Below are 15,785 nucleotides of genomic sequence, written 5' to 3'. Positions count from 1 at the left end.
ACGGCCGATGAACCCCGGAAACAACTGTGAGCAGACAGTGGGGCGCTGAACCGATCTTTCGCACGCGAAAGGGACGATCCACCGAAGACCATCATCAACATGACTTAGGAGCTTTGACCATGCGTACTACCGTTTATGCCCGCCTCTTTGACCGACTGGCCGACCTGATCCCCAGCCTGCAATCCGCCCGCGCTGGTGCGGTTTTCTGCGCCCCTCCGCGAATCCCTGACGACATGGCCGTGTATTGCCACATTGCGGCCGCCGAGGGTGACATGCGCCTGATCGAGCTGGCCGACGACAACCAGAAGAAGGGCACGGTAATGCCTGCGCCGTGGCTCAAGCTGCGTGTGGATATGGCCAACAAGCTGGCCGAGGTGCTGGAGATGGAAGACACCTTCGGTTATCAGGTGATCTACACGGGCGGCAGTGCGGTGAATCCGCGCCGCGCCCAAATCAACATGTTCGCTATGAACTGGCTGCAAGTCATGGTGAATTTTGAGCTGTGCTTCCAGCCTGCCGACGTGTCGGTGGCGGCCTGATCGACAACCAGGGAAAGGACGAACGATCATGAAAACCATCGCTATCGCCAACCAGAAGGGCGGAGTCGGCAAGACCACTGTTGCCCGAAACCTGGCTTTCTTCGCCATCGAGCGCGGCTTGCGCGTCCTGTGCGTTGACCTCGATCCGCAAAAGAACTTCAGCAAGACCCTCCGGGCACTGCGCGAGCGTACCGTGGGCGACCAGGGCGACGAGCTGCAATCGCTGACGGGTAGCGCCTTGTTCGACGGAGAGGCCATCGAACTGCAACCGCTTCCGTGCGGGGAGTCCGCTGCGCTGGTGGCTGCTGACCGCGAGCTGGTGGACGTGGCCAGCCGCCCGCTGGAAGACCTGCACGCCCCGCGCGCTGCGCTTGCCAAGCTGGCCAAAGACTTCGACGTGTGCATCATCGACACGGCCCCGACGCTGGGGAATCCGCTGTATGCCGCGCTGATCGCCGCTGACTTCGTGGTGTGCCCCTGCACGATGGATCAAGACGCCATCGACGGCCTGGGCGACCTGTTTGAAGACATTGCGCGCGTGCAGCAACTGGAATGGAACGCCGACCTTGTGACGCTGGGCCTGCTGGCCAACCGCGTCAATACCCGCCGCGCCTTCGACCGCAACGCCCTGGAGCAACTGCGCGACGAGCTGGGCGAGGTGGTGATGGAAGGGGTGCTTTACGACCGCGCAGCCACGCAGTACGCCAAGGATCGGCCGGTGTGGCGCGTGCAAAGCGGCGAAAGCCAAATCCTGGCCGCCCGCGAAATGAAAGCGGTGTGCAACCAGATTTTCGACAAAGCCGCGATCTAAAAGGACAAGGACATGACCGCAACCGCAACCAACAAAAAGCCCGGCCTCAACCTGGGCAAGCTGTCCGCCGTGGCTCAGATCGCCGTCAAGCCGGTGCAGCCGGCCGACGCCGAAATCGAACTGGCGCGCATCTACAGCGTCAAGCAGGTTCGCAAGACGTTCCGCAACCTGGAGGAACTGGCCGAGAGCTTCAAGCTGAACGGCATCATCGAGCCGCTGGTGGTGCATGAAGAAGCGGACGGCCGCTACCGCATCATCGTCGGGGAGCGCCGCTACCGCGCCGCGCCGCTGGCTGGGCTGGTCAAGGTGCCCGTCATCATCAAGAAGGGGTTGACCGAGCTGCAAATCCGCCGTTTGCAAGTCACGGAGAACAACGACCGCGACGACCTGACCGCCTACGAGGAAGCAATGGGCGTGATCGAAGACGTGGAGCTGTACGGCACCAAGGAAGCCATGACGATCTGGAACCGTGGCGAGGCATGGGTTAGCAAGCGCATGGCTGTGCGCCGCTATGCAGACCCGGTGCGCGAGCTGCTGGAGAACGATCTGTGCGGCGACTTCGAGGTGCTTCACTGCCTCAACCAGATTTACGACATCGAGGACACGCACACCGAGTTTTCGCGCCTCTCTCACCGCATGAACGAGGGCTTGCCCTTGTCGCGCGACGAAGCCCGCAACACGCTGGCCAGAATGAAGGCATGGAAGCAGCAGCAAGACGATCTGGCCCAGCGCCGCATCGAGCTGGACAACGCCAAGAAGGCCGGCGACAAGGCCCCGGAGAAGACGCCTGCATGGCTGGAAGAACAGCGCAAGCGGGATGCCGAGCGTGCGGCTGCTGGAGCTGATGCCGGCGACCAGGACGAGGACGGCGGCCAAGACCCCGCACCGGCCCCGGCCGTCGCCTCGGGACGCGGCCAGCAAGCCCTCCCGACGATGGAGCTGACCCCGGAGCAGAAGGCCGCCGCCGAGAAGGAGCGAGCCAACGAAAAGCTGCTGTCGCTGCGGGAAGAAACCTTCGAGTGGGGCGAAGCCAATCAGGCGCAGTTCTTCAGCATGAAAACCCACATGACCACGCTGGGCCACAACATGCACGAAACCGAGTGGGTGCTGTGGCAAGGGTTCCTGTCCATGACCTTGCCGATGCTGGAAGGCATCGGCCCGGAGCGGGCTGTCATGTACCTGAAGAAGCTCCAGGGCGAGCTGAAGGACAAGACGCCGGCGCAGTTGTGGGAAGAACTGCATCCCGACATCGAGGGCGCTGGCCGGAATGCCTCTCCCGACATGCCGGAAGGCTGGCGTTTCTGACCTCTCTATGAGGGCGGCCGCTGGCCGCCTCTCTTTCAACTTTCGCGCGCGAAACCGCGCTGATGCACCGGACGGCCCCAATGAGACTGAAACGCCTTACCCCGCAAGCCTTTGACCGCGCTGCCGCCGACACCCGCATGGGCGACCAAGCCCGTGAAATGGCGCGCGCCGTGTTGGTGGATGGACGCGCCCAAGTGGACGTGGCCACCGAGTACGGTATGAGCAAGCAACGTGTCAGCGGAGCCGTGGCCACTATCGAGCGGGCATACAAGAAAACTACGACGCCGGGCGTGAGTTCCATTCGCGTGGAGCTGGATCTTCCTGAAACCTTGGCCTTGGAGCTGGCCGCCTTGGCCGAGGCAATGAAAGGGTGCGACGACGCGGCCAGATGCGCCGAGGCGCTGGATAAGGCCACGAACGCCGTGCGCAAGGCCGCCAAGTTATTGGTGGCCGCGCCATGACCTACGCGATCAACCAAGACGAGGCGCAGGGTGCTCCCTTGCGCCTTTGTCGTTTATAAACGATAATATGGACATGTTCACCGTTCGGCACTACATCACCGAGGACGAGCACGACCCGTTTCAAGAGTGGCTGAAGAAGCTGCGCGACCCGATTGCAAAAGGCCAGGTGGTCAGGCGCGTGGGCCGCATTGAGGCGGGGAACTTTGGCGATCACAAGCCCTGCCGCGAAGGTGTGTGGGAGCTGCGAATCGACCAAGGCCCCGGCTACCGCGTCTATTACGCGATGGCGGGCGCGGTGGTAGTTCTACTGCTATGCGGCGGTGACAAAGGCACCCAGGACGCCGACATCGAGCGCGCGATTGGGTTTTGGAAAGACTGGCAACGGAGGTCAGCATGAAGGATCGAAGCCACGACGAAGCAATGGCCGAACTGTTCAAGGAAGACCCGGCTTTTGCGGCCGAGTACCTAAACCAGCTTCTCCTGGATGGAGAACCGGCCGATCTACTGGTGGCGCTGCGCCAGATGGCTCAAGCGCGCGGTGGCGTGCGCGCTATCGCCAAAGAAACCGAGCTGAATGCCAACCAGCTCTACCGCACGCTGTCGCCCCAGGGCAACCCGGAGCTGCGCAGCCTGTCTGCCGTGCTCAAGGCGCTGGGCCTGCGCTTGGCGGTGCAGCCAGTCGGCCAGCACCATGCCACGGCATGAATCGGAACGCACAAAAGAAAATGCCCGGCGAGCAGGCCGGGCACTTCAAAGACCATCATCAACCCCTAACGGATCAACCCGCTTGGCAGCAAGAGACACATAAGGAGCAATGAATGTCCCATCATAACACAGACAGCGAAAGCGCAACACTTTTTCCACTTGGGCGAGGCGATGAGCCGGCAAGTGGGAACATCCTGGCCAGCGCCGTGCAACCTGACCTGTTTGTGGTGCTTGAGGCGATCCATGATTGGCCCGTTAAAGATGATGTGTCCTCAATGGAGTACCCCATCTTCTCCCTGTCAAAGAACCGCGACACGCGCATCCGCGTCTATTCGCGTGCAGGCCGGAGCATTCGCATCATCCCGTCCGCTGTGGGCGCGGCTACAGTCTTCGACAAAGACATCCTGATCTACTGCATCAGCCAGATCGTGCGAGGGCACGATGCTGGCATCAAGGTTTCGCGCCGTGTCCGCGTGGACGTGTACCCGTTTCTGCTGGGAACGCGCCGCAGCACCGGAGGCGCGGCCTACGAGCGCGTGGTGGACATGTGCCGGCGCTTGAAGGGCACCACCATTGAAACGAACGTCAAGACGAACGAGAAGGAACAGCTCGAAGGCTTCGGCTTGATCGAAGACTACCGCGTGACGACCTGGACGAAGAACGGCAAGGGCGCGCTGGAGTTGGAACTGACAATTTCTGAATGGCTCTACCGGGCCGCAATGGACTTCGACATCCTCACGCTACACCCCGACTACTTCAGCCTTGGCCAAGCCCTGGAACGCCGCTTGTACGAGCTGGCCCGCAAGCACTGCGGCGATAAGGCATGGTGGGAAATCAGCTTGCCGTTGCTGCTGGAGAAAACGGGCAGCTCGCAGACCTTGCGCCGCTTCAAGCAGGAGATCAAGGAAATCGTGGAGCGCGACCCATTGCCCGACTACCGGATGTTCCTCGACGAGTCCGTGAAGCCCAACAAGCTGGTCATCATGACCCGCGATAACGCCAAACTGGTATGCGAGGCCAACAAGGCCGGCAAGCTGTCCTGGGTGTCCTACTTCTTGCAAAAAAAGCTGGCCTGACGCCCATGCAGAGGCTCGCCGCACTGCCCCAGCTTGACCACCGGCAGAGCCTCAACCGCCCATCGTGGCCCCCTGGCCAGCGCCGGCCCGGACTCGTCTATCGGCGTACATTTCGCCTTCTTGCCAAACTGCGCGAATTCGTCTATCGCGGTACGGTTTACTCGTCTATCACCGCACACCCCTGTGCGACAAAACTACCGAAAAACCCGCGTCAGCATTGGATTTTTAGCCCGGAAGCATCCGAAAACGCCTTTTTTGCTGCCACGCTGAAAGCATCCGATACTGCCAAAAACACTCGTCTATCGGCGTACATTTGGCTACTTATCCACAGAAAAACCGGCCGTTTCGTCTATCGACGTACAAACACTCGTCTATCGCGGTACGTTTTTCTCGTCTATCGGCGTACAGCTTTCTCGTCTATCGGCGTACATGCCACTTGGAAAAAGTCTTACGCGACAAGGACTTACGACAGCTTATCCACAGCGTAACACGCGCGCGCGTTTTAACGCCTTCTTATTTAACGTTTTAACGCCGCCGAAGGGGGGTGCCCCCCCTTCTCGAACCCTCCCGGCCGGCTTCGCCGTCCTCCCATCCCCCCAGGGGCTTTGCCCCTCGGCCTTCGGCCTCACCCCAAGTCGTGCGCGCCCTTGGCGCGAGTGCTTACAAAGCCCGGCTGCGCCGGGCGGGGGTGCTCCACCGCCCTGCAACCACGGTCTAAGCGGCTCAGGCCGTCCGCAAGCGGCCGTCCTGACCTGCCCCGCAAGCGGGGCACCCTACGGGCGCTAAGACACCGGATAAATCACGCCCGCCGCGTCCTACGGCCGCGCCGGCCGCTCAACCGGGCGCGCTGCGCGCCGTGGAAGACCGTCCCTGCTACACAACCGTCAAAAAGTCTTCAAAAGGGAGGGGCGAAGCCTTCCGCGATGGGCATGAAGGCTTAAAAGGGCTGAAATGGCCGCGCAGGAGGCCCGCTACGGCGTTTTCTGACCATTGGCCAGCCCTGACCCCTCGGACACCCGGAAAAATCGCTTGTAGCGCGTTCTGTGCGGTCGATTTTTTTGCTGAACAGGGGTCGATTCAGAAAACGGAATTTAAAGCACGCTAAGGAATGCTCGATCCAGCAACGGCGCGGCTTTGCGTGTGGCGTCTGCCGCTGGAAGCGGCGTTTCGGCTGTTCTCGAAACTCGGCAGTCTCGGCGGCTCGATTCGAGAGCGGTTTTCGAGAACGGGACGGACAAGGCCAGCACTGGCGCGGCCCGCATTCTCACGGTGGCTTCTTGAAAATGATCGTTTGCGAGAGCGGTGGCCATGCCAATGGCTTAACGTACTTTATTTTCCGTTTTCTGAGACGTCCCCCTCAAGAGCGCGCGGGCGTGGCGGCTGAAGATGGCGCTGCGCGCGGTGTACGCACGGGCCACAGCGCACAACAGCATCGAACAGGCCGCATCCGACCTCAGGGCCTGGCTGAGCTGGGCGCGGCGCTGTCGGCTCGAGCCGTTCAAGAAGCTACCCACCGCCCTCCTTAGGGGTCTCCTCGTTTTCAGTGCAATAAGTGACGGTACGAAAAGCTAGCACTGGCGCGGAGGTGGTGTTGGTAGATCGTTGATTTCATTGACTTTCCTGTTCACTTTCAAATCTGCGATTCGTGGCGTCAAACCGTGGTCGGTTTCATCCATTGGTGCCAGTTATCGATGCATTTGGCCGCGAAGGCAGGATTTGGTCAGCATAGCGGTCAACCGGGAAGCGAAACACACCCCGCAAGTTGATGCTCTCCAGCCTGGTGGGCGCAATCTTCCCGATCAGTTCCGGTGGAATGACCTGGCGGCGGTTCGACCAGCGATCCAGGACCGCCTGCATGGGGTCGTCTCAGAAAACGGAAAATAAAGCACGCTAAGCCGGATGCAGTGGCCGTAGCGGCCTGAACTTGCCCGCGCCGATCTTGGCGTTGCTGCGCCAGAGGTAATCGCCAGTCAGGTTGATGTGCTCCCAACCCAGCGGCGACAGATACTGCAATAGAGAGTCATCAACGGGCTTGCCGTGGCCACGCAGGGCATTCGCGGCCCGTTCCAGATAAACCGTATTCCAGAGCACGATGGCCGCCGTCACCAGGTTGAGGCCGCTGGCTCTGTAGCGCTGCTGCTCGAAGCTGCGGTCGCGGATTTCGCCCAGGCGGTTGAAGAACACGGCGCGGGCTAACGCGTTGCGGGCTTCCCCCTTGTTCAGCCCAGCATGGACGCGGCGGCGTAGCTCGACGCTTTGCAGCCAGTCCAGAATGAACAGCGTGCGTTCGATGCGGCCCAACTCGCGCAGGGCGACGGCCAAGCCGTTCTGGCGCGGGTAGCTGCCGAGTTTCCTGAGCATCAGCGAGGCCGTCACCGTGCCTTGCTTGATCGACGTGGCCAGCCGGAGGATTTCATCCCAATGGGCGCGGACGTGCTTGATATTGAGCGTGCCGCCGATCATCGGCTTGAGCGCGTCATAGGCGGTTTCACCCTTGGGAATATAGAGCTTGGTGTCGCCCAGGTCGCGGATGCGCGGCGCGAAGCGGAAGCCTAGTAGGTGCATCAGCGCGAAGACGTGATCGGTGAAGCCCGCCGTGTCGGTGTAGTGCTCCTCGATGCGCAGATCGGACTCGTGGTACAGCAGGCCGTCGAGCACGTAGGTCGAGTCGCGCACGCCGACGTTCACGACCTTCGTGTGGAACGGCGCGTACTGGTCGGAGATGTGGGTGTAGAACGTCCGTCCTGGGCTGCTGCCGTATTTCGGGTTGATGTGGCCGGTGCTCTCGGCCTTGCTGCCAGTGCGGAAGTTTTGGCCGTCCGACGATGACGTGGTGCCGTCGCCCCAGTGCTCGGCGAAGGGATGCCGGAACTGCGCGTTGACCAGCTCGGCCAGCGCCGCCCCATAGGTTTCGTCACGGACGTGCCAGGCTTGCAGCCACGCCAGCTTAGCGTAGGTCATGCCAGGGCACGACTCGGCCATCTTGGTCAGGCCCAGGTTGATCGCGTCGGCCAGGATCGTGGTCAGCAACAGGTTCTTGTCCTTGGCCAGGTCGCCCGATTTCAGGTGCGCGAAGTGACGGGTAAAGCCTGTCCACTCGTCCACTTCCAGCAGCAGTTCGGTGATCTTGACGTGCGGCAGGATCATGGCCGTCTGGTCGATCAACGCCTGCGCAGTGTCGGGTACCGCCGCATCCAGCGGCGTGATCTTCAGGCCCGACTCGGTGATGATGGCATCAGGCAGGTTGTTTGCCGCCGCCATGCGGTTGACGATGGCAAGCTGCGTTTCCAGCAGCGTCAGCCGCTCGTGCAGGTACTGGTCGCAATCGGTGGCCACGGCCAGCGGCAACTCGCTGGACTGTTTGAGCCTGGCGAACTTCGCCGGTGGCACCAGGTAATCCTCGAAGTCCTTGAACTGGCGTGACCCTTGCACCCAGATGTCGCCCGAGCGCAGGGAGTTCTTCAACTCGGACAGCGCGCACAGTTCATAGTAGCGCCGGTCGATTCCGGTGTCGGTCATCACCAGCTTCTGCCAGCGCGGCTTGATGAAGCCGGTCGGCGCATCGGCGGGCACCTTGCGGGCGTTGTCGCTGTTCATGTTGCGCAGCACTTCGATGGCGTCGAACACGTCCTTGGCGGCGGGCGCGGCCCGCAGCTTGAGCACGGCAAGGAATTCCGGCGCGTAGCGGCGCAGCGTGGCGTAGCTTTCGCCGACGCGGTGCAGGAAATCGAAGTCCTCGGGCTGTGCGAGTTTCTGCGCCTCGGTGACGCTCTCGGCGAAGGCGTCCCAGGACATGACGGCCTCGATGGCAGCGAACGGGTCGCGGCCCAATTGCTTGGCGTCGATCAGCGCCTGGCCGATGCGCCCGTACAGGCGCACCTTGGCATTGATGGCTTTGCCCGATGCCTGGAACTGCTGCTGATGCTTGTTCTTGGCGGCGTTGAACAGCTTGCCCAGGATACGGTCATGCAGGTCGATAATTTCGTCGGTGACGGTGGCCATGCCCTCGATGGCCAGCGCAACGAGGGTGGCGTAACGCCGCTGCGGCTCGAACTTGGCCAGGTCAGCGGGTGTCATCTGGCCGCCTTCGCGGGCGATCTTGAGCAGGCGGTTCTGGTGAACCAGCCGCTCGATGCCGGAAGGCAGGTCGAGTGCCTGCCACGCCTTGAGGCGTTCGATGTGCTCCAGCATGTGGCGCGAATTCGGCTTGGCCGGTGACTGGCGCAGCCAGGCCAACCAGGTCGCCTTGCCGTTGTCCCGGCGCTTGAGCAAGTCATCAAGGCGACGGCGATGCACGTCCGCCAATGGTTCGGCCAAGGCGTCGTAGATGCGCCGGTTGGCGCGGGTGATCGCCTCGGCACTCGCCCGCTCGACGGCGTTGAGCGCGGGCAGAATGACCGACTGCCGCCGCAGGTGCTCGATCAAGGCGCTGGCCAGCACGATGCCCTTGTCGGTTTGCATCGCCAGCTCGGTCAGCATCTGGACGGCCTGCCGGTAATGGCTCATGGTGAAGGGCCGGAAATCGAACACGGTTTGCAGCTCGACCAGGTGCTCGCGCCGGGTCTGCTCCCGCTGGCCGTACTCGTCCCAGCTTTCGACGCCGACCTTGAGCTGCTCGGCGACCAGCTTCAACAAGGGCGGGAACGGCGGTTCATCGACGCCCAGGATGACGCCTGGAAAGCGCAGGTAGCAGAGCTGCACCGCGAAGCCCAGCCGATTGGCTGGCCCGCGCCGCTGTCGGATGATCGAGAGGTCGGTATCGCTGAATGTGTAATGTCGGATCAGGTCGTCCTTGGAGTCCGGCAACGCCAGCAGGTTTTCCCGCTCGGCGGCGGACAGGATTGAACGACGTGGCATATTTACTGATCCGTTCTCAAGTATTGATACAGGGTTTCGCGACTGATTCCGAATTCACGAGCCAGCTTGGTCTTTTGCTCGCCAGCCTCGACACGTTGGCGCAGTTCGGCAATACGCTCAGACGACAGGGATTTCTTCCTGCCACGGTAAGCTCCGCGTTGCTTGGCGAGCGCAATACCCTCGCGCTGACGCTCGCGGATCAGAGCGCGCTCGAACTCGGCGAACGCGCCCATCACCGAGAGCATCAGGTTCGCCATCGGCGAGTCCTCGCCGGTGAAGGTCAAATGCTCTTTCACGAATTCGATGCGCACGCCGCGCCGGGTGAGGCTCTGCACCAGGCGGCGCAGGTCGTCGAGGTTGCGTGCCAGACGATCCATGCTGTGCACCACCACCGTGTCGCCTTCGCGCACGAAGGCGAGCAGCCGTTCCAGTTCGGGCCGCCGGGTATCCTTGCCCGACGCCTTGTCGGTGAACACCTTGTCCACCGGAATCTGTTCCAGTTGCCGTTCCGGGTTCTGGTCGAAGGTGCTGACGCGGACGTAACCGATGCGCTGACCGTGCAAGGTATCCTCCTGAGGGAAATGTGTCAGGAAGAAATCTATGACCTTTGACGGGCTGTGTCAAACAATTCGCGAGGCGGCTCTATTCTGACGCTTCCGCGCCGGACGATCTGACGCCAGGTTAGGGTATGCCTGAGTCTGACGGCAGCGAGCCGCAGGTGTTCGGATCAGCACCGGTTTCGTTCTCTGCCTTGGCCCGCGCCTGGAAGCGCTGATAGCACTCCAGCCCGCAGAAGTGCTCGACATACTCCACGCCTTCCGGGGTAAAGGCGGCATCGAGCGGGATTTCCTTGCAGCACACGCAGCAACTGGTGGCAGTCGGATCATTTGCATTCATGGTGGCACCCCTCCATTGACTGACAAAGGCGGCGAATGCCGCCGCCGGCATTGGCTTGGCGAACAGGAAGCCTTGTCCCGTATCGCACTCCGCTTGCCGCAACAGTGCGAGACTGGTCGGCGTTTCCACGCCCTCGGCCACCACGTCCATGCCCAGCCCGTGCGCAAGCTGAATCACGGAGCGCACGATGGTTCGGTCGCGGTGATCGGCGACGAGTCCGGCGACGAAGGACTGGTCGATCTTGAGCGTAGTAATCGGGCAGCACTTCAGGTGTTGCAGGCAGGAATAGCCGGTGCCGAAGTCATCGGCGGCGAAGCGCACACCGATCTGTCGCAAGGCTTCCAGGGCGGGGAAGATCGCCGGATTACCGAATGCGACCGATTCGGTCAGCTCGATTTCAAGAGACTCGGCGGGCAACTCGGCATCAGCCAGCATGTCCTTTACCCACCCGTCGAAACCCGGTCTCACTTGGCTCGCCGAAACATTGACGGCCAGCCGGAACGGTTGCCACGCCAGCTTCCGCCACTCGCGCATCTGGCGGCAGGCTGCGCCCAGCACCCAGGCACCGATTTCCGGCATCAGGCCGGACGATTCGACCACAGGCAGGAACTGGCCGGGCGGCAGCAGCCCGAGCGTCGGATGACGCCAGCGCAACAGGGCTTCCGCACCGACAATCTGGTCACTGCGCAGATCGACTATCGGCTGGTAATGCAGCTCAAGTTGCCCGCGCACAACCGCCTGCGCCAACTCGGTCGCCGTCCATCCGGCGGGGTGCGAGGTCGTCATGATCCGCCCCGGAAGGCCCGCAGTAGCCGCGTCACGGACAGCACGAACAAGCCGGTCAGCGTGAGGGCTGCAATACCCCAATGCTCCCCGATGAATGCGCCGGCGGTCGTTCCGGCCAGCACAACGGCGAGAATCGGCAAATGGCAGGGACAGGTGAGCACGGCCAGCGCGCCCCACAGGTAGCCGGTGAACGGCTTGCGTGTCTTGGTCGGCAGGCGTTCCGGGCCGTTCATGGCAGACTCTCCGCGTGCTGTGCCGGCTCGGTCGGCAGGGTGGCCAACTGCGCTTCCAGATCGGCCAACGCTTCGCGCCGGCGTTCGACGAACTGGCGCAGCACGGCAAGCTGCGTGGCCGCTTCGCCACCGTCCGCTGCATCCAGCGCCCGGAACAGCCGCGCCAGCGCATCGAGGCCGATGCCCGCTTCGAAGGCGGACCGCACGAAGCACAGCCGCTGCAAGGCAGCCTCGTCGAACAGGCCGTAGCCGCCTGGCGTGCACGCCACCGGCCGCAGCAGTCCGCGCAGCAGGTAGTCGCGCACGATATGCACGCTCACCCCGGCATCAAGGGCCAGCCGGGACACCGTGTAGGCGTTCATCGAACACCTCCTTTTTCTCACCCGGCGCAGCAGGAAAGCTGCTTCACATCCTTGTTGAAGGTCTGCGCCGCGAGCTTCAAGCCCTCGACCATCGTCAGGTAGGGAAACAACTGGTCGGCCAGTTCCTGCACCGTCATGCGGTTGCGAATCGCCAGCGCAGCGGTCTGGATCAGCTCGCCCGCTTCCGGCGCGACCGCCTGCACGCCGATCAGTCGTCCGCTGCCTTCTTCAACGACCAGCTTGATGAAGCCGCGTGTGTCGAAGTTGGCGAGTGCGCGCGGCACGTTGTCCAAGGTCAAGGTGCGACTGTCGGTCTCGATCCCGTCGTGCTGGGCCTCTGCCTCGCTGTAGCCCACGGTGGCGACTTGCGGATCGGTGAACACCACGGCAGGCATGGCGGCAAGGTTAAGCGCCGCGTCACCGCCCGTCATGTTGATCGCCGCACGGGTGCCGGCCGCTGCCGCCACATAGACGAACTGAGGCTGGTCGGTGCAGTCGCCGGCCGCGTAGATGTCCGGCGTGCTGGTCCGCATGCCGACGTCGATGACGATAGCGCCTTGCAGGTTGAGCGCGACACCTGCCGCGTCCAGTGCCAGGCTGCGCGTGTTGGGCGAGCGACCGGTGGCGACCAGCAGTTTGTCGGCGCGCAGCTCGCCGTGCGCCGTGGTGAGCACGAATTCGCCGCCCTCGTGCGCGACCTGGCTGGCCTGGGTGTGCTCCAGCACCTCGATCCCTTCGGCGCGGAACGCCGCCGTGATTGCCTCACCGATGGCCGGGTCTTCGCGGAAGAACAGGGTGCTGCGTGCAAGAATCGTTACTTTGCTGCCCAGTCGGGCGAACGCCTGCGCCAGTTCCAGCGCTACCACCGACGAACCAATCACGGCCAGCCGCTCAGGAATGGTGTCGCTGACCAGTGCTTCGGTGGAAGTCCAGTACGGCGTGTCCTTCAGGCCGGGAATCGGCGGCACGGCCGGACTCGCGCCGGTGGCAATCAGGCAACGGTCGAACGCCAGCACACGTTCGCCACCACCGTTGAGTTGCACGGTCAGGCTGTGCGCGTCCTTGAAACGGGCTTCGCCGTGCAGCACGGAGATGGCGGGATTGTCATCCAGGATGCCTTCGTATTTGGCGTGGCGCAGTTCATCGACGCGCGCCTGCTGCTGGGCCAGCAGCCGCTCGCGCAAGATCGTCGGCGGTGTGGGCGGCATGCCGCCATCGAACGGGCTTTCTCGACGCAAGTGGGCGATGTGAGCAGCGCGGATCATGATCTTGGACGGCACGCAGCCGATATTGACGCAGGTGCCGCCAATAGTGCCGCGCTCGATCAGGGTGACGTGCGCGCCTTGCTCGACGGCCTTCAGCGCCGCCGCCATCGCCGCGCCGCCGCTGCCGATAACGGCAATATGCAATCCGCCACCATCATCACCAGCCTTGTCGCCGCTACCTAGCCATTCGCGCATCTTGACGAGCAAGCCGCCGCCCACCGGAGGCACGAGCGCGTCGGCGAGCGTGGCCCGATAACCGAGTCCGGCCACGGCGGCAGTCAACGCGTCCGGCGATGTGCCGGTCTCGACGGCGAGCTTGGCGCTGCCCTTGGTATATGAGACATTCGCCGACTGCACGCCTGGCACTTTCTCCAGGGCTTCCTTGACATGCACTGCGCACGAGTCGCAAGTCATGCCGGTGATTTTGAGGGTGGTCATTCATCGTTCCTTTTCTGTGTTGGCCGCTGGCTCACGCCGTCAGCCGTGTTTTGCTGGGAGTTCGCAGCCATCCGGCCCGCAGCGGCGATTTGCCGGTGAAACCAAGTCCCAGATCGACACGCCGATCATCAGGGCCAGGCCGGTGTATACGAGGCGCGCTGTCCACCAGTTGCCAAGCAACCAGACGGTTCCGGCGAACACGATGGCTGGCCCGATCATGCCGAGCAGGCTGCGGTGCCATTGCCGATGACTGAGCCAGCCCAGTGCATTCGCCAGCAAAGCGACGACGGCGAACAGCGGCAGCAGCGTGAAAATGAACAAGCCTTCGTATTCCTGTAGAAAGCCCAGCCCGATGGCCGCGCCCAAGCTGGCGATGGCCGGAAAACAGGCGGCGCAGCCCATCGCGGAAACCACACTGCCAAGCGCGCCGGCCTTGTCGGCAATGCGTGTGATCAGTCCCATGATCGCCCCAGGGTCGGGTTCAGTGGCTCACTGCTTGACGCTGGAGGGATAGCCCGCGTCCCCGGTTGCCTTGGTCAGCTTCTGCACACTGGTCTTGGCATCATCGAAGGTGACCACCGCTTCGCGGGTCTCGAAGGTCACGGCAACTTTACTGACGCCATCGACCTTGGAAATCGCCTTCTTGACGGTGATCGGACAGGCCGAGCACGTCATGCCCGGTACGGACAGCGTGACGGGCTGGGTAGCGGCCCACACGGGGGCAACAACGGCGGCGAGGGCGAGGGAGGCAAACAGTTTCTTCATGGTGAACTCCGATCAGTAGAAAAATGGCATGACATAGGGAAATCCGAGCGCGACCAGAACCAGTACGGCCACGACCCAGAAAATGAGCTTGTAGGTCGCTCGCACTTGGGGAATCGCGCAGACCTCACCCGGCCTACAGGCTTGCGCAGGGCGGTAGATGCGCCGCCAGGCGAAGAACAACGCCACCAGCGCTGCGCCGATGAAAATCGGGCGATACGGCTCCAGCACGGTCAGGTTGCCGATCCAAGCCCCGCTGAAGCCCAAGGCGATCAGAACCAGCGGCCCGAGGCAGCAAGCGGAGGCGAGGATGGCGGCCAGCCCGCCGGCGAAGAGCGCACCGCGCCCGTTTTGCGATTCAGACATACGTTGGCCTTTTGAATTTGGATTGGATAGCGTAACCTTACTTCCGTACTCATGTACGGAGTCAAGCGATATGGAAAATACTTTGGAGAACCTAACCATTGGCGTTTTTGCCAAGGCGGCCGGCGTCAATGTGGAGACGATCCGGTTCTATCAGCGCAAGGGCTTGCTGCCCGAGCCGGACAAGCCTTACGGCAGCATCCGCCGCTATGGGGAGGCGGATGTAACGCGGGTGCGGTTCGTGAAATCCGCTCAGCGGTTGGGCTTCAGCCTGGATGAAATCGCCGAGCTGCTGCGGCTCGACGATGGCACCCACTGCGAGGAAGCCAGCAGCGTGGCCGAGCACAAGCTCAAGGACGTGCGCGAGAAGATGGCCGACTTGGCGCGCATGGAAACCGTGCTGTCTGAACTCGTGTGCGCCTGCCATGCACGAAAGGGGAATGTTTCCTGCCCGTTGATCGCGTCACTACAGGGCGGGGCAAGCCTGGCAGGGGCGGCGACGCCTTAGCGTGCTTTATTTTCCGTTTTCTGAGACGACCCCGAACAGCTCATGCGAACCGCTGGCCAGCCACTGCCCTACGGCGGCCGCCTCGATGCGAGCCGGATGCCTGCCGGCGAAAGTGAACACGATAGACGAATCACTGCCCGCGAAGGCTCTGTTTCCGGGGCTTGGCGGTCGAATTCGAGTGCCAGCACGCATGAAATCGGCCTGATCCTGGCTAACTTGCCCATTTTTCCCGGCCTGGAGCCATTCGAGGCTCGGGCCGACGCGCCCGATTCGTCTATCGGGGGCTTTTCGGGGTCCCCTCGTTTTCAGTGCAATAAGTGACGGTACGAAAAGCTAGCACTGGCGCGGAGGTGGTGTTGGTAGATCGTTGATTTCATTGACTTTCCTGTTCACTTTCAAATCTGCGATTCGTGGCGT

General features: G+C 62.6%; 17 protein-coding genes and 2 pseudogenes. 9 read left to right on the top strand and 10 right to left on the bottom strand.

Annotated features, from left to right (window positions below):
• Positions 1-119 precede the first annotated feature (119 nt).
• The 8 genes and pseudogenes from F7R11_RS26605 to F7R11_RS26570 form a co-directional block, all read left to right on the top strand.
• Complete coding sequence (locus F7R11_RS26605; protein ID WP_009242145.1) at positions 120-539, top strand: hypothetical protein; 420 nt, start codon at positions 120-122, stop codon at positions 537-539.
• A 28-nt stretch (positions 540-567) separates the two neighbouring features.
• On the top strand, positions 568-1,350 hold the full coding sequence (locus F7R11_RS26600) for a ParA family protein (RefSeq protein WP_009242144.1): 783 nt from the start codon (positions 568-570) through the stop codon (positions 1,348-1,350).
• 12 nt (positions 1,351-1,362) lie between these two features.
• On the top strand, positions 1,363-2,655 hold the full coding sequence (locus F7R11_RS26595) for a ParB/RepB/Spo0J family partition protein (RefSeq protein ID WP_009242143.1): 1,293 nt from the start codon (positions 1,363-1,365) through the stop codon (positions 2,653-2,655).
• 80 nt (positions 2,656-2,735) lie between these two features.
• Complete coding sequence (locus F7R11_RS26590; protein ID WP_004637276.1) at positions 2,736-3,116, top strand: TrfB-related DNA-binding protein; 381 nt, start codon at positions 2,736-2,738, stop codon at positions 3,114-3,116.
• 67 nt (positions 3,117-3,183) lie between these two features.
• Positions 3,184-3,513: a type II toxin-antitoxin system RelE/ParE family toxin gene (locus tag F7R11_RS26585; RefSeq protein WP_009277737.1), complete on the top strand. Its 330-nt coding sequence runs from the start codon at positions 3,184-3,186 to the stop codon at positions 3,511-3,513.
• On the top strand, positions 3,510-3,821 hold the full coding sequence (locus tag F7R11_RS26580) for an addiction module antidote protein (RefSeq protein ID WP_004637272.1): 312 nt from the start codon (positions 3,510-3,512) through the stop codon (positions 3,819-3,821). The genes F7R11_RS26585 and F7R11_RS26580 overlap by 4 nt, the downstream gene beginning before the upstream one ends.
• Before the next feature lie 224 nt (positions 3,822-4,045).
• Positions 4,046-4,897: a replication initiator protein A gene (locus F7R11_RS26575; RefSeq protein ID WP_234710890.1), complete on the top strand. Its 852-nt coding sequence runs from the start codon at positions 4,046-4,048 to the stop codon at positions 4,895-4,897.
• 1,356 nt (positions 4,898-6,253) lie between these two features.
• Positions 6,254-6,418: pseudogene (locus F7R11_RS26570) on the top strand (transposase); the annotation flags it as partial.
• 147 nt (positions 6,419-6,565) lie between these two features.
• On the opposite strand, the pseudogene F7R11_RS27550 reads toward F7R11_RS26570, so the two are convergent.
• The 10 genes and pseudogenes from F7R11_RS27550 to merT all read right to left on the bottom strand — a co-directional run.
• Positions 6,566-6,754: pseudogene (locus tag F7R11_RS27550) on the bottom strand (Tn3 family transposase); the annotation flags it as partial.
• A gap of 33 nt (positions 6,755-6,787) precedes the next feature.
• Positions 6,788-9,754 carry a Tn3 family transposase gene (locus tag F7R11_RS26565; RefSeq protein ID WP_009242142.1) on the bottom strand — a complete coding sequence of 989 codons (2,967 nt, stop codon included), beginning with the start codon at positions 9,752-9,754 and terminating at the stop codon, positions 6,788-6,790.
• A gap of 2 nt (positions 9,755-9,756) precedes the next feature.
• On the bottom strand, positions 9,757-10,317 hold the full coding sequence (locus F7R11_RS26560; RefSeq protein WP_004636773.1) for a recombinase family protein: 561 nt from the start codon (positions 10,315-10,317) through the stop codon (positions 9,757-9,759).
• 118 nt (positions 10,318-10,435) lie between these two features.
• The gene (locus F7R11_RS27375; RefSeq protein WP_004636771.1) at positions 10,436-11,437 is read right to left on the bottom strand and encodes a DUF3330 domain-containing protein; all 1,002 of its coding nucleotides are present in this window, start codon (positions 11,435-11,437) and stop codon (positions 10,436-10,438) included.
• Positions 11,434-11,670, bottom strand: coding sequence for a broad-spectrum mercury transporter MerE (merE, locus tag F7R11_RS26550; protein ID WP_004099015.1), 237 nt, complete (start codon positions 11,668-11,670; stop codon positions 11,434-11,436). The genes F7R11_RS27375 and merE overlap by 4 nt, the downstream gene beginning before the upstream one ends.
• Positions 11,667-12,032 (bottom strand): mercury resistance co-regulator MerD, encoded by a 366-nt coding sequence (merD, locus tag F7R11_RS26545; RefSeq protein ID WP_004636761.1) that lies wholly within the window; start codon positions 12,030-12,032, stop codon positions 11,667-11,669. The genes merE and merD overlap by 4 nt, the downstream gene beginning before the upstream one ends.
• A 17-nt stretch (positions 12,033-12,049) precedes the next feature.
• Positions 12,050-13,735 carry a mercury(II) reductase gene (merA, locus tag F7R11_RS26540; RefSeq protein ID WP_004636758.1) on the bottom strand — a complete coding sequence of 562 codons (1,686 nt, stop codon included), beginning with the start codon at positions 13,733-13,735 and terminating at the stop codon, positions 12,050-12,052.
• A gap of 39 nt (positions 13,736-13,774) precedes the next feature.
• Positions 13,775-14,197 (bottom strand): organomercurial transporter MerC, encoded by a 423-nt coding sequence (gene merC, locus F7R11_RS26535; protein ID WP_004636756.1) that lies wholly within the window; start codon positions 14,195-14,197, stop codon positions 13,775-13,777.
• A 27-nt stretch (positions 14,198-14,224) separates the two neighbouring features.
• Positions 14,225-14,500 carry a mercury resistance system periplasmic binding protein MerP gene (gene merP / locus F7R11_RS26530; protein ID WP_004636750.1) on the bottom strand — a complete coding sequence of 92 codons (276 nt, stop codon included), beginning with the start codon at positions 14,498-14,500 and terminating at the stop codon, positions 14,225-14,227.
• 12 nt (positions 14,501-14,512) lie between these two features.
• The gene (gene merT / locus F7R11_RS26525) at positions 14,513-14,863 is read right to left on the bottom strand and encodes a mercuric ion transporter MerT (RefSeq protein ID WP_004636748.1); all 351 of its coding nucleotides are present in this window, start codon (positions 14,861-14,863) and stop codon (positions 14,513-14,515) included.
• Between the two features lie 70 nt (positions 14,864-14,933).
• On the opposite strand from merT, the gene merR reads away from it, so the two are divergent.
• Entirely contained in the window at positions 14,934-15,368 is a 435-nt protein-coding gene (gene merR, locus F7R11_RS26520; RefSeq protein ID WP_004636746.1) for a mercury resistance transcriptional regulator MerR, read from the top strand.
• The last annotated feature ends 417 nt before the right edge of the window (positions 15,369-15,785 follow it).

It is taken from the genome of Ralstonia insidiosa (assembly GCF_008801405.1).
GTDB classification, from domain to species: Bacteria; Pseudomonadota; Gammaproteobacteria; order Burkholderiales; family Burkholderiaceae; genus Ralstonia; species Ralstonia insidiosa.
This window is presented reverse-complemented; position numbering and strand designations above follow the sequence as displayed.

What these genes read in the sequence shown, in the direction of transcription:
- merE (WP_004099015.1), bottom strand. Translation starts at nt 11,670, where the DNA reads ATGAACGGCCCGGAACGCCTGCCGACCAAGACACGCAAGCCGTTCACC.
- F7R11_RS26605 (WP_009242145.1), top strand. Translation starts at nt 120, where the DNA reads ATGCGTACTACCGTTTATGCCCGCCTCTTTGACCGACTGGCCGACCTG.
- merP (WP_004636750.1), bottom strand. Translation starts at nt 14,500, where the DNA reads ATGAAGAAACTGTTTGCCTCCCTCGCCCTCGCCGCCGTTGTTGCCCCC.
- F7R11_RS26600 (WP_009242144.1), top strand. Translation starts at nt 568, where the DNA reads ATGAAAACCATCGCTATCGCCAACCAGAAGGGCGGAGTCGGCAAGACC.
- F7R11_RS27375 (WP_004636771.1), bottom strand. Translation starts at nt 11,437, where the DNA reads ATGACGACCTCGCACCCCGCCGGATGGACGGCGACCGAGTTGGCGCAG.
- merR (WP_004636746.1), top strand. Translation starts at nt 14,934, where the DNA reads ATGGAAAATACTTTGGAGAACCTAACCATTGGCGTTTTTGCCAAGGCG.
- F7R11_RS26585 (WP_009277737.1), top strand. Translation starts at nt 3,184, where the DNA reads ATGGACATGTTCACCGTTCGGCACTACATCACCGAGGACGAGCACGAC.
- merA (WP_004636758.1), bottom strand. Translation starts at nt 13,735, where the DNA reads ATGACCACCCTCAAAATCACCGGCATGACTTGCGACTCGTGCGCAGTG.
- F7R11_RS26580 (WP_004637272.1), top strand. Translation starts at nt 3,510, where the DNA reads ATGAAGGATCGAAGCCACGACGAAGCAATGGCCGAACTGTTCAAGGAA.
- merC (WP_004636756.1), bottom strand. Translation starts at nt 14,197, where the DNA reads ATGGGACTGATCACACGCATTGCCGACAAGGCCGGCGCGCTTGGCAGT.
- F7R11_RS26590 (WP_004637276.1), top strand. Translation starts at nt 2,736, where the DNA reads ATGAGACTGAAACGCCTTACCCCGCAAGCCTTTGACCGCGCTGCCGCC.
- merT (WP_004636748.1), bottom strand. Translation starts at nt 14,863, where the DNA reads ATGTCTGAATCGCAAAACGGGCGCGGTGCGCTCTTCGCCGGCGGGCTG.
- merD (WP_004636761.1), bottom strand. Translation starts at nt 12,032, where the DNA reads ATGAACGCCTACACGGTGTCCCGGCTGGCCCTTGATGCCGGGGTGAGC.
- F7R11_RS26595 (WP_009242143.1), top strand. Translation starts at nt 1,363, where the DNA reads ATGACCGCAACCGCAACCAACAAAAAGCCCGGCCTCAACCTGGGCAAG.
- F7R11_RS26565 (WP_009242142.1), bottom strand. Translation starts at nt 9,754, where the DNA reads ATGCCACGTCGTTCAATCCTGTCCGCCGCCGAGCGGGAAAACCTGCTG.